Raw genomic sequence first — 13,107 nt, 5'->3', positions numbered from 1 at the left:
GCTGAGAGGATGAAACAATCATGGAATCGGAGGCTTCCCGATATTTCAGTATCGAACTGCTGAAGTGGTATTTAGCAAATAAGCGTGTTTTGCCGTGGCGGATGAATCGCGATCCTTACCGAGTATGGGTCTCGGAAATTATGCTGCAGCAAACGCGAGTGGATACGGTTATTCCGTATTATGAACGGTTTATGGAGAAATTCCCGACAGCGGCCGCGCTTGCAGAAGCGCCGGAACCCGAGGTGTTGAAATGCTGGGAAGGGCTCGGCTATTATTCGCGGGCTCGGAATTTGCAGGCTGGGGCGCGTGAAGTTCTAAGCCTTCACGGAGGCATCGTGCCGGATGATAAAGAAGCGGTAGCTGCATTGCGCGGAGTCGGACCGTATACGACAGGTGCGATTATGAGCATCGCGTTCAATCGGCCAGAGCCGGCGGTGGACGGCAATGTCATGCGCGTACTGTCCCGCTATTTCTGCCTAGAGGAAGATATTGCGAAGCCGTCCACGCGGATCGGCATCGAGAAGCTGGCCGCATCGCTGATTCCCGAAGGTTCAGCGGGAGACTTTAACCAAGCGCTCATGGAGCTGGGCGCGCTGGTGTGCACGCCGAAATCACCGGGCTGCCTTACTTGCCCGGTCATGATGCACTGCGAAGGCAGGATGGCTGGGAAAGAGCATATCCTGCCGATCAAGACGAAGGCGAAGCCGCCGCGGCCGGAAACGCGGCTTGCCGCCATTATTACGGGCAGCGGCGCGCATGAAGGCAAGCTGCTTGTGCGTCAGCGGCCGGAGAGCGGCTTGCTCGCCCAGATGTGGGAGCTGCCGCATGTGCTCGCGCTGCCCTGGGAAGGCGTCGGTGCCGCGAAGCGCAAAGGCCGCGGCAAAGCTGCTGCTGCAGCAGCGATCGCGTCGGCCGAGCTCGAAACCGCAGCGGCTTCTATCGCTGAGGCTGCAGCACCGGCAAGCGTTGGCAGCTTGATGGACCTCCACGCGGCCCAAGCGGATTATCTGAGCCGCATGTTATCGGCGGAGGAAGGTTTGCTTGTCAGGCCGACAAGCTGGTGGGGCGAAACCGAGCATGTGTTCAGCCACATCGTGTGGGACGTGCAGGTATTCCGCGCGGAATTCGGTTTCTGGCAGCAGCAAGCTGGGGTTGACACTGCAAGGGAAGCTGCCGTTGCGGATGCGGATGTGTCGGCCTCCACAGTCCAAATTGCCCCGCAAACTGCCCCCGCATACGGGCTGCCCGAGGGTAAAGCACCGGCCAACTATCGCTGGATCGGGCCTGAGCAGATGAAGGAGCTTGCGTTCCCGAACGTATTTGTACGTATTTTGCGAGATTATTGGCAGGGTTTGGATTGATTTTCGCAAAGGTCTCGTTCTACAATGATCTATAGGATTGTCCATAGTGATGAGGAGGCTGCTTAAACGTGAGTCAAATGCTGGAACGATTACAGCAAGAGAAGGTTGTAGCTATTTTTCGTTATATCGAGGATCAATATGCAGACCGGGCGGCCGAAGCGCTGATCAGCGGCGGCATTACCCTGATGGAAATTACGATGAATACCGAAGGTGCTGCCGGGATGATTAACCGCTGGCGCGATAAATACGGCGACCAAGCCGGAATCGGTGCCGGAACCGTTCTTGATCTGGATATGGCGAAGGAAGCCGTAGCAGCGGGCTCCCAGTTTCTGATCTCCCCGAACTTGGATGAGTCAGTCGTGGAATACGGTTATGCGAACGGTGTGCCGGTATGGCCCGGCGTCATGACACCGACTGAGATTGTTCGTGCATGGAAAGCCGGTGCCGAAGCGGTGAAGATCTTCCCTATGGGCACGTTGGGCTGGAAATACTTATCCGAAATCCGGGCTCCGCTGGACAAAATCCCGATGCTCGCAACGGGCGGCGTCGATCTGGACAACATTGCGGATTATTTCAAAGCCGGCGCATGTGCGGTCGGAATGGGCAGCAAGCTTGTGAATTTGGATTGGGTGCGCAGCGGGCGGTTTGATCTGCTTGCTGAGCGTGCACGCCAATTTGCGGATGCGGCTAAAGCGTTGTAAGTACCCGCTAGAATAGGATTGAAGCGTGGCAGGCTGCCGCGCTTTTTTTTATCTCCCCAGTCAATTTTACTGTTGGTCGACGATACATTATTAAGGGTGATGCGAATGGAAGTAAATGGAGAAGCGATCGAAATTCTCTCTCCTGCAACCAGTGAGGATAGGGACTGGCTGAAAGCCTTGTGGGTCAATGAATATGGCGGCGATTTCGTAATTAGCAGAGGCAAAGAACATAATCTCCGGGATGTGGAAGCCTTCATTGCTTGGAGGGATGGTGTCAGAGTCGGTGCAGCAAGCTACCGGCTAACGAATGGCGAATGTGAATTGACGAACATTCATGCCATTATCAGAGGCAAAGGAATTGAAAGAAAAATGCTAACATTTGTAGAAGAAATAGCAAAGCAGGCTGGCAGTCATCATATTTGGCTTGTCACTACAAATGATAATGTCGATGCCATGCGCTTTTATCAAAGGCTGGGGTATCGAATAATCGCTGTGCATCCCGGCGCAATTGATGAGGTAAGGAAGCGGAAGCCTGCAGTCCCGCTTGTAGGATTTTACGGGATTCCCATGCTCGACGAAATCGAACTCCGCAAATTCATATGAGGTCTGAACCGCCTTCACGGCATGAAGGCAAAAAAAGAGGCCTGCGGCATCTCCGCAGGCACTAGAGAAACATCTATTTTAAAAGGGGGGTCATGTGACTTATTATATAGACGGATTATGAAGAAAAGATGAGGAGAGTATGAAAGAAGTATGAAGGGAATATTACAGTTTGATTACGTGCTTCAACATGAAGCCAACGTTTCAGGGACCTGCTCAGATTGGCTGCGATACATGCCATCTCTCCCGTTACTCTTTGCCGTGTAAAGGGCTTTATCGCAAGTTGCATATAACGTCTCCAGTTGTGTGTGCTTATTCGGCACTACCGTGAGCACGCCCATGCTGATCGAATAAGGCACCGGCGGATCTTCGCTGAACGAGCCGCCAAGCGAGCGTTTAATCTGTTCAGCCAGTTGGGTGGATTCAGCTTCATTCGTTCCCGGGAGCATAAGTCCAAACTCGTCTCCCCCATAGCGGACAAATAAATCCTCGCTGCCCAAATGCCGCTTGATCCGTGATGCCAAGTCCTGCAAGACCAGGTCGCCAACGTGATGGCCATAGGTATCATTAATGGTTTTGAACCAATCAATATCGAATAGCAGATAGGAGACAGGTTTCCCCTTCTTCGCGTAGTGTGCGAGTGCCAACTTCGCTTGAAGCGTGAACGTTCTGCGGTTCAGTGTGCCTGTCAGATCATCGTAGCTCGCTAACTGCACTAGCTCTTGATTGGTTCTCTCCTTCAAAAGCAATGCAAATGCTATGCTCCCCAGAACGGTAAGCAGGAATATCCCCAATATCGAAATCAATTGAAAGATTCCCGGAATGAAGAAACTAGCTGATTCCACGGAATGTAAAGCAATTATCCCTCTTGCCACAAATACGACGATTGCAATCATATATAGACTACCGGTAACTCTCCTAAGCATAGTTGTTCCTCGCCCGAGAAGGAGGCGATAGGCTGGAATTAACATTACTGCAGTAACCCAAGAGATATAGGCAATTCGGACATCTTCCTTGTTATGCAGAAGGAGGATCAATTGAAAGCCGATAATGCTGCATATCGTCAAAATCGTATATCGAATATTGGTCTTGAGTCCAATAGGTTTATGAAGATTCAAGAGGGTTACCATTTCGAGGGCAGTCCCTGCTAATAGAATAGAGTTCGCGAAACTGATGGTTACGAAGTCCGGTACGATATCTCCCCGAAACGCCATACTAAACCAGGCTATAATTTGCAAGCATTTCGCGAATAGGTAGCTTTTAATAGACGCTAAATTCGTACGATCCAGCCAATAGGAGCTGCCAAGTGATAATGCTAATAAGTAACCGATTCCAAGCACAACGATAATTGTGCGTGAATCTAAATATAAATTCATGCTGTGCACCTGCTTAAATGGGAATATCTACTCCCTCTGATTATAACAAATACTGGGGGAGTGTATATACATCCATCTATGAAGCCCGCTACATACAGTCACGCAAGAGGGAGTTCGAATTCTTACAAAAGAATTACTGATTATAGCCGTTCCCTACTATTCTCCGCGAAAAGTCTCGTAAAAAACAAAGAGGCCTGCGGCATATCCGCAGGCACAAGAGAAAATATATAATAAAGGGGGGTCATGTGTTTATTATAAGGGCTCAATATGAAAGGAATATGAAGGGAATATTACAATTACATTACAAAGTTAAAATTTGGACGAGCGGGCAAGTTTTTTACAGTATAGGGCGACGTTTAGGTATAAGAATCGGAATTACTATTTTGTTACAAAAAAAGTGGACAAAAACATCGATTATTGATTAAACTGGTAGAAGTAAATGTTTCTTAAGGTGGTCATGTCCATGCTGGAGCTCTCGATAAATCAACCCGATAAACTCGTAAAGGTTGCCCATGCGCTGTCTTCACACACGCGAATTGGTATCATCAAACTGCTGCTGAACACTCCATCTCTAAATGTCGTGGAGATTGCTCATGCCCTGGAAATTCCCGTTTCTACAGCTGCCATTAATGTAAAGGTGCTTGAGGAAGCGGGACTGATCCTCACTGAATTGCTGCCGGCTACGCGCGGGGCAATGAAAGTGTGCAGCCGAAACTTTGATGATGTACGAATGATACTAAATCCGATTGCGAATTACACCAACGCGAATCAAACCTATGAAGTCGAAATGCCTGTCGGACATTATTTTAATTTTGAAGTCTTTCCGACTTGTGGTATTGCCGGAGTGGATGGAATGCTTATTCAAGAGGATGACCCGGCGAGCTTCTATAACCCGGCGTGCAAGGATGCTGAAATTATTTGGCTGCGTCAAGGGTGGATCGAATACCGGTTTCCAAAGGCGATTTCCGGTAAAGTCAAAGTGAATTCCATTGAGTTCTCGCTGGAGCTATGCTCGGAAGCTCCGAATTACAACAATAACTGGCCTTCCGATATTACGGTTTGGATTAATGATGTGGAAATTGGCTCGTGGCTGTCTCCGGGAGATTTCGGCGATCATCGCGGGAGACTTAATCCATCTTGGTGGGGGGATAACAGCACGCAGTACGGTCTGCTTAAAACGTGGAGAGTCAGCAACGAATATAGCGCAGTGGATAATGTCGAAACCTCTGCAGCTACGATACAAGACTTGAATCTGGACAGTAAACCGTTTATATCCTTCCGAATCGGGATTAAACCAGATGCCAAGCATCGGGGCGGTATTAATTTGTTCGGCAAAAATTTCGGCGATCACGCACAAGCGATTGTGATGAAAATTCAGCACAGCGCCCAATAGCCAAGCCCCCATTATTCCAGAAGTTTTGTATACACAAGACGTTCTGGACTTTTTTTGTTGAAACAAACAGATAAATTGAAAGAAAGCGTTGACATTGCTCTTTTTTAAGTTATATAATTCACTTAGAAACAACAAATATGTAACAAATTGAAATGAACTTTAAAAGGGGGAAAGGATTAAATGGAAAAAACGAATCAAAAGTGGTTTAAGGCTTCTCTGGCATTATCGCTCTGTCTTACGCTGCTACTTTCGGCTTGTGGTAACAGTAATAACGCTGGCAGCAGCAATTCGGAAAAAACGAACACCGGAACATCAAACACAGAGGCCGCAAACACAGAAACGCCCAAAGATGAAAGCTCTGAAATTAGCTTTATGGGATGGGGCGGAGATTCAGAGAAAGCCGTATTCCAGAAGCTGATTGATTCGTATCAGAAGAAGTACCCTAATAAGAAGGTTAAATACACTGTTGTTCCGCCGGGAGAGTACTGGCAGAAGCTTGATACATTGATTGCCGCCAAGAAAACGCCCGATGTTTTCTATGCCGGAGGCGCGCAGTTTAACAAATTTGCAAGCAGTGGGATTTTGCTGAACCTCACACCTTTCCTTGAAAGCAGCAATGCACTGGATCCGAACAATGTATGGAAGCAAGCGCTTGACCGTTACCGCTTCGATGGCAAGATGGTTGGAAGCGGCGACCTCTATGGGTTACCTAAGGACGTTGGTCCATGGGCGTTTGTTTACAATAAAGATCTCTTTGATAAAGCCGGATTGAAGTACCCAAGTGCCAAAGCAGGCGAGTACACCTGGGATAATATGTTGGACGATGCGAAGAAGCTGACGGTCAAGAACGATCGCGGCAAAATCGATCAGTTCGGCGTTGCCGGCTACTCCCTTGAGTCGGCCGTATGGGCGAATGGCGGTGACTTCATTGATTACACGACTGGCAAAATTACAATCGATGATCCGAAATTTACGCAAGCGATGCAGTTCGTTGCGGATTTGAGCTTAAAGGAGCATGTCAGCCTCTCCGTCGAGGATGATAAAGCGCAAAACGGATATGCACGCTTCCTCGGAGGCAAAGTTGCGATGTTTGCGATGGGACCTTGGGATCAACCCGGCTTCTGGAAGCTGCCATTCCAATGGGATATCGCAGCATGGCCGGCAAGTCCGAATACAGGGAAAACAGCTACATGGCTGGGATCTCTTGGATTCGTTGTAGCGAAAGATACGAAGTATCCTGAGGATTCTTACAACTTAGCTGCCTACTTAAGTGTGGATAAAGACGCGCAGAAAGAAAACTATGAGCTTGGGCAAGCGGTGCCGAACCTAATCGATATGGCGAAAGGCGAGTTCCTGCAAATGGATAAAGCGCCACAAACCCGCCAAGTGTTCATCGACATTATTGAAGATTATGGGCATCCAACCATTGATATGGGCTCCAAAAACACCAAATGGATCGATACCATGTGGCAAGAAGCGAGTAAAGTTTGGTCCGGTAAGATGACGGCAGCGGACTGGGCGAAAGAAACGCAGCCTAAGCTCCAGGAGATCTACGACAAAGAAAACAAGTAATATGAATGACGAGAGACGAAGAATAGGGGCTAGTTACCTTTCTTCGTCTTTCCTCTAAAGGCGGGTGGGATAATCTTGGAAAAACAACTCAAACAGCGTAGTTTTCGTCGCAAAGAAATCATGTGGACTTATTTATTTGTAGCGCCGCCGCTGCTCGGTTTTCTTATCTTTGGTTTGGCACCGCTCTTAACCTCCCTTGGGCTAAGCTTCATGGAGTGGGATATGATTACACCGTCAAGTTGGACGGGGATAGATAATTTCACAACGATGTTCGAGGATGAGAAGTTTTATAAATCCTTGTTTAATACCTTTTATTTGCTCATAGGGATTCCAATTGGCATGGTCATCTCGCTGTTTCTTGCGATCATGATGAATCGGCCGCTTAAAGGTATTTCCCTATTTCGCACGGTCTATTACATACCGGTTATTTCGCCCATTATTGCCGTATCGCTGCTCTGGCAGTGGATGCTGAATTATGACTACGGCATTATTAATGAATGGATCTGGAAAATATTCGGCGTACAAGGACCGAACTGGCTGGGCGATCCTCTCTGGGTAAAGCCTTCCTTTATTCTCATGGGGCTGTGGGGCGGAGTCGGCGGAACGATGGTTCTTTATTTAGCCGGTTTGCAGGGGATATCTTCCACATACTACGAAGCTGCTGAAGTGGATGGAGCAAGTCGATGGCAGCAAATTCGGCATATTACATTACCGCTTCTCTCACCCATTCATTTCTTCGTTGTCGTCATGGGGGTTATCGGAACGTTCCAATCCTTTAGTCAAATGTACATTCTGGCAACCGATGGTGGACCTGAATACAGCGGTGCTACAATCGTCTATTACATTTTCCAAGAGGCCTTTAAATACTTCAACATGGGCTTTGCCAGTGCAGTTGCTTGGGTGTTAGGGATTATGATTTTTATCATTACGTTAATCCAATTCCGCGTTTCCAAGCGTTGGGTGTACCAAGAATAAGGAGGTGGCAAGACTATGATAAGAGACAGAAAAATACTTCATTCCATCATCTATTTGCTGCTGCTCCTTGGTTCTGTGGTCATGCTTGCTCCATTTGCTTGGACGGTTTCCACCTCCTTTAAAACACAGCAGCATGTTTTTGACATTCCGCCTCAGTGGATTCCTGACCCGGCTACCTGGGATAACTACACCGATGTATGGACAAAGGCGCCGCTTCTTCACGGGTTTATGAATAGTGCTATCATTGTTGTTTTCGTACTTACCATTGGTTTGTTTGTCTCGGCAATGGCAGCTTATGCATTTTCCAAATTTGAGTTTCCAGGTAAAGAGGTCATTTTTATGGCGCTCTTAGGGACGATGATGATTCCTTATTCTGTCGTTATGATTCCGCAGTATATTGGTTTCTCCGAGCTGGGATGGGTGGATACACTGCTTCCTTTAATTGTGCCGGGACTATTCGGAAACATTGTGACCATCTTTTTCTTTCGTCAATTTATGCAAGGCGGCATTCCTACTGATCTCATTGATGCAGCAAAAATTGATGGCTGCGGATTCTTTCGTACCTTTATGACGGTTGCCTTGCCGATTTCCAAGCCGGCGATCGCAGCTCAGGCAGCACTCGGCTTCATGGGCATTTGGAATGACTTCCTGGGACCTCTCATTTATTTGCACACGCAAGAGAGACAAACCATTCAAGTACTCATTGCCAGTATGCAGTCTAACTATATCTCGCAATCCAATTATCCATCGTTAATGTCTGCCTCGCTTATCGCACTTGTTCCGGTCATTTTGGTGTTTTTCTTCGCTCAGCGGTATTTTATTGAATCGATGGCCATTACCGGCATCAAAGGCTAAGCTATGTCCTTGTCACGGAAGAAATTCTACCTAATCGGCCTAGTTGTCATCGCGTTACTCCTGCTTACGATAGCGATTCGTGACGGAGATAAGATAGAGAGGAGTATCCCAAACGTGCAGCTTAGTTTTGGTCAAACCTATACAAATGCGCTCCAGCTCGAGGATGAGTGGCCGGACTATGGGATCGGCGACCCCTATGTCATGCGCTACAATGGCAAATATTATCTGTATTGCAGCACGAAGGACTTTCGAGTGGGCATTAAAGCGTGGAGTTCGGATAATCTTGTGAATTGGCGGTATGAAGGACTTGTAACCGAGGACCCAATAAGTGAAGGCGCTTATGCGCCGGAGGTCGTTTATTGGAACGGTTATTTCTATATGTACACTTCTCCTGCAGGCAAAGGTCATTATGTCTTCCGCAGTGACAGTCCAACAGGCCCTTTCACCAAAGAAACGGACAATTTCGGTCTAACCATTGATGGTTCAGTGTTTATCGATGACGATGCCAAATGGTATTTCACACGCGCTGAGTTTGGCGGCATTACGGGCCATGAGATGGCAAGCCCACTAGAAGTTGAACTGGGCGGAACCAAGTTGAATACATCGCTTGGGCACTGGACCGAAGGTTCCATGATTATCAAGCGGAATGGTCGTTACTTCATGACGTACACGGGTAATCATGTGTTTAGCAAAGGCTACCGAATTAACTATGCCGTTGCGAAGGATTCACCGCTAGGAAGCTACACCATCCCTGAGAACAATCCGATTGTCATAAGCACAGATAACGCGTTCAATGGACTTGGCCACAGCTCTTCCGTGCTTGGTCCCGATCTGGATTCCTACTACATGTTCTATCATAATTTAATCGGTCATTCGGCAGAAGGACCTCCTGTCCGCATGCTTAATATGGATCGTCTCGTCTTTAATGGCGACAAGATGGCGGTACTTGGACCAACTCACTACAACAACCTCGTACCCAAGCTGCCGGACTTTCAAGATACGCTTGATCGTCAATCGCCATCGCCCGATAAATGGGAACAGCCCATTACACTTGGCAAAGATCTTCTGCTGCTGAGTAAAGCTGAAGCTGGAGGCCGATTTACTGCTGAATTTAACTTTTCGTTACAACAGAACGCAGATGCAGCAGAGAAGCAATCTTTTGCAGCGGTTTTCTCTTATTCGGAAGCGCAAGGAGCGTTTAGGGCTGTGAGAGTAGTCGGACCAGAACACGAATTGAATCTGGAAGAGTACTCAGGTGAGACGAGTCGCAGCATCAAGAGAATTCCGCTTCCGGAAGGTACGGATTTAAGAAAGCTTCATACGATTCGGATCCAGTCGGATGAAGAGGGAACAGAGGTGTATTGGGATGGCCTACTACTCATAGATGAAAATAGCCTGGAAGCCCGGCCGGGGAAAATCGGCTACCTCTATGACGGAGGCAGGTCAACGTCTCGTCTTATGTTTACCGCATTCTCGAATGCTGCCAGTGGAAGCAGTGACTTTGAAGCTTTCAAGACACTCCCTGGAAGCTTCGAGGCGGTTCATTACTTAGAAGGAGAAGACCGCGGATTTCATCTCGATAGCAAGGCCAAAGACAAAGCAGACTTCCGTATTGCGGACGGTGTTCTCAATCGAATTACCGATGACGGAAGCTACGCCGTAACGCTGCAAGAACAAGGGGATTGGCTGCAATATGCTGCTAATGTCGGCTCTGATGGAACCTATTTATTTGCAGTTACAGCTTCCCTGGCGGCGAAGTCGGGTGCAGAGTTTGAACTGAGTGTGGATGATGATAGCCGCAGATTCACGCTTGACTCCGATGATTTTGCAGATGGCACGCAATGGTCAAAAGTTCCAATTGGCTATTTCCAACTCACACCAGGTGCCCATGTCATTCGGATGAAGCTTATTCGGGGCGAATTGACCTTCCGAAATGTAGAAGCATCGCTAGTTATAGAGTCAATAGAAGAAGTATCTGACCTGCTTAACCGTTCGGAGATCGAAGATATTTATGGAGAATGGGCGCAGGAATCAGATGGCAGCTTCGCGAGTCAGGTTGAAGATCGTGACAGCAAATGGTTTGCGGGAAGCAGCAAGTGGACCGATTACCGCGTAGGCTTCGACATCATGCAGACGAAAGGAGATACGTTATCCGAAGGCGCAATGCTGCTGCGAGTTACAAATGAGTCGGATTTTCCAGAGCAAGTAAGAGATGCTTTCATGGGCTACGAGCTAGCTTTCCGGAATGACCGAGTGCTGCTCCGTAAAGTGAATTACGAGTGCAATGAAGAAGTAGCTTCAGCATCACTTCCATTAGAGAGAGATCAATATACAAATCTAAGCGTGGAGGTGAAAGGTGCGCATATACGAGTTTTTGCTGGTGAAGTCACCGACTCGCCGCTCATAGAGTGGCAGGATTCCAACGCTTTCTTGCACGGCAGGATTGGCCTGCGCAGCGCGTCACCGGATTGGCGGTTTGCCCATGTCATGGTTACAAGGCTTCCCGATAAGGAGTAAGGCAGGGATGCAGGGGAGGTGATGGCAGCTTCGTCTACAATACGATAGCAAACTTAGCAGTCTAGAGAGCAGCAGATTCCTGATTCCTGTTAACTACTAATAAGGAAGAGAGTGTGAATGATGTTGAATCTACGAAAAGTTTGTACGCGAATTGCACGAAACAGCTTTTGTCTTCTGCTGGCAGTTGCTATATTCCTGCCCTACAATGTCGCAACGGCAGCATCTACAGGAATGGCATGGCCCAATGCAACCGTCACGGCATTTGCCCCCGCATCAGGCGGCGCATGGTATCCACGCTTGGTAAAACTAAGTGCGACAGATTGGTTAGTGTCGTTTGATACGAATGTCGATGGCGGATTTACGAAAGTAAAAGTGGCCAAAAGCACAAATGCCGGCCAATCCTGGGGCGCTCCAGTCGTTGTGGCATCGGATGCAGCCGGCGATGTCGGCAATGCTCAGATGCTCAGACTTACATCAGGCGAGATCTGGTTAGCATACAGGGTTGTTGTTCAGTCGGGCAGCACGACGAATACGTACCTGAAAGTGCGCAAGAGTACGGACAACGGTGCGACATGGAGCGACTTGTCCGGTGGCCAAATTGCTTCTGCGACGGCAACCTCGTTCAAAGGACTGTGGGAGCCCCATCTTGGGTATATCGGCAGTACAATTGCCGTAATGTACGCGGACGACAGTCCGGCAGTTGCTGGCACCGGCGGAAAACAGAACCTCTATATGCGAACATGGAATGGCAGCGCCTGGAACTCTGCTACTATGGTGAGCGATGGCGTAGCGGCAGGTTCCCGTGACGGCATGCCTGTATTTGCTCAAATGAGCGATGGACGCTACATCACTGTATTTGAAGCCTCAGACGTGGCGGGTTACCCGTTTGTGATCAAATATAAGATTTCGAATGACGGCCTCAATTGGTCGGGAGCCAGACAAACACTCTACATTCCTACCAAGACCGGGAAGAAGGCAGGAGCACCATTCGTAGTCAAACTGGGCGATGGCAGACTGATGACATCGTTCCAAACTGACGAGGATAGCGCCAATACCGGAGATAATTATTCATCTATGCGTACGCTTATTAGCTCCAATAATGGATCGACCTGGCAATACAAACATAATGTGTTTCCGGTTTCCGACACGACTTCCTCCAATTGGAACGCACTAATGGCGGTAGATTCGAATACGGTTGTTGCTGCAACGAGCGCGAACTTTCCGAGCACGGGAATCTTCCTGCGGTTCGGCAATGCAACAACACCGACGAACAAGAATCTTGCGAATAACTGGGGCTTTGAAACGGCTAATGTCAATGGATGGACGACATTCAACGATGATTATCCGCAGCGGATTATTATCCACGGCTTAAATGACGGTATTGCAAGGGCACCTGGAGGCGGCAATTATTTTGTCGGCTTATCGGGTATTTCCGGACCTGCAACTGCGTATATCGGGCAAACGATTACGGGGCTGGATAACGGTACCTATACGATGCGAGCGTATGCGCGAAGAAGCAGCGGCCAGAATTCGGCGGTTATGGAAGTGAAGGATTATGGAGGCACCATGCTTCAAACTTCACTTCCGGTTACAGGCACATGGACACAGGTCACGATCAGCAATATTCAAGTTACAAATGGCCAAGCAACCATTGGTTTCTACGTCTCCAACAACAATGCCAATCAATGGGCGGATATCGACAATGTAGAGTTTTTTAAGAATTAACAGGTTAAAGGGAGACCCGTCTGAGCGTATTC

Annotated in this window: 10 protein-coding genes; 9 read left to right on the top strand and 1 reads right to left on the bottom strand. The window is 48.3% G+C overall.

The window, feature by feature from the left end; all coding sequences use genetic code 11:
* The first annotated feature begins 20 nt into the window (after positions 1–20).
* From mutY to BM412_RS18550, 3 genes are all read left to right on the top strand, one after another.
* The gene (gene mutY / locus BM412_RS18560; RefSeq protein WP_091221578.1) at positions 21–1,361 is read left to right on the top strand and encodes an A/G-specific adenine glycosylase; all 1,341 of its coding nucleotides are present in this window, start codon (positions 21–23) and stop codon (positions 1,359–1,361) included.
* A 68-nt stretch (positions 1,362–1,429) separates the two neighbouring features.
* On the top strand, positions 1,430–2,062 hold the full coding sequence (locus BM412_RS18555; protein ID WP_091221576.1) for a bifunctional 4-hydroxy-2-oxoglutarate aldolase/2-dehydro-3-deoxy-phosphogluconate aldolase: 633 nt from the start codon (positions 1,430–1,432) through the stop codon (positions 2,060–2,062).
* Positions 2,063–2,080: 18 nt separating this feature from the next.
* The gene (locus tag BM412_RS18550) at positions 2,081–2,665 is read left to right on the top strand and encodes a GNAT family N-acetyltransferase (RefSeq protein WP_256256439.1); all 585 of its coding nucleotides are present in this window, start codon (positions 2,081–2,083) and stop codon (positions 2,663–2,665) included.
* Between the two features lie 182 nt (positions 2,666–2,847).
* Here BM412_RS18550 and BM412_RS18545 read toward each other — a convergent pair whose 3' ends face one another.
* Complete coding sequence (locus BM412_RS18545; RefSeq protein WP_091221569.1) at positions 2,848–4,038, bottom strand: GGDEF domain-containing protein; 1,191 nt, start codon at positions 4,036–4,038, stop codon at positions 2,848–2,850.
* A gap of 463 nt (positions 4,039–4,501) precedes the next feature.
* Between BM412_RS18545 and BM412_RS18540 the strand changes: the two genes are divergently transcribed.
* From BM412_RS18540 to BM412_RS18515, 6 genes are all read left to right on the top strand, one after another.
* Positions 4,502–5,431 carry an ArsR/SmtB family transcription factor gene (locus BM412_RS18540; protein ID WP_091221567.1) on the top strand — a complete coding sequence of 310 codons (930 nt, stop codon included), beginning with the start codon at positions 4,502–4,504 and terminating at the stop codon, positions 5,429–5,431.
* Between the two features lie 180 nt (positions 5,432–5,611).
* Positions 5,612–7,003 (top strand): ABC transporter substrate-binding protein, encoded by a 1,392-nt coding sequence (locus BM412_RS18535; protein WP_091221565.1) that lies wholly within the window; start codon positions 5,612–5,614, stop codon positions 7,001–7,003.
* A gap of 120 nt (positions 7,004–7,123) precedes the next feature.
* Positions 7,124–7,978 carry a carbohydrate ABC transporter permease gene (locus BM412_RS18530; RefSeq protein ID WP_091222927.1) on the top strand — a complete coding sequence of 285 codons (855 nt, stop codon included), beginning with the start codon at positions 7,124–7,126 and terminating at the stop codon, positions 7,976–7,978.
* Between the two features lie 15 nt (positions 7,979–7,993).
* A complete protein-coding gene (locus BM412_RS18525) occupies positions 7,994–8,833 on the top strand; it encodes a carbohydrate ABC transporter permease (RefSeq protein WP_091221561.1) in 840 nt (279 codons plus the stop codon).
* 114 nt (positions 8,834–8,947) lie between these two features.
* Positions 8,948–11,350, top strand: coding sequence for a family 43 glycosylhydrolase (locus BM412_RS18520; RefSeq protein ID WP_256256437.1), 2,403 nt, complete (start codon positions 8,948–8,950; stop codon positions 11,348–11,350).
* A 120-nt stretch (positions 11,351–11,470) separates the two neighbouring features.
* Positions 11,471–13,075 (top strand): exo-alpha-sialidase, encoded by a 1,605-nt coding sequence (locus BM412_RS18515; RefSeq protein ID WP_091222925.1) that lies wholly within the window; start codon positions 11,471–11,473, stop codon positions 13,073–13,075.
* Positions 13,076–13,107: the final 32 nt, after the last annotated feature.

The organism is Paenibacillus sp. BC26 (genome assembly GCF_900116125.1).
Lineage (GTDB): Bacteria > Bacillota > Bacilli > Paenibacillales > Paenibacillaceae > Paenibacillus_Z > Paenibacillus_Z lignilyticus.
Note: the sequence above shows the minus strand (reverse complement) of the source record. Positions and strands in the feature narration are given on the sequence as shown.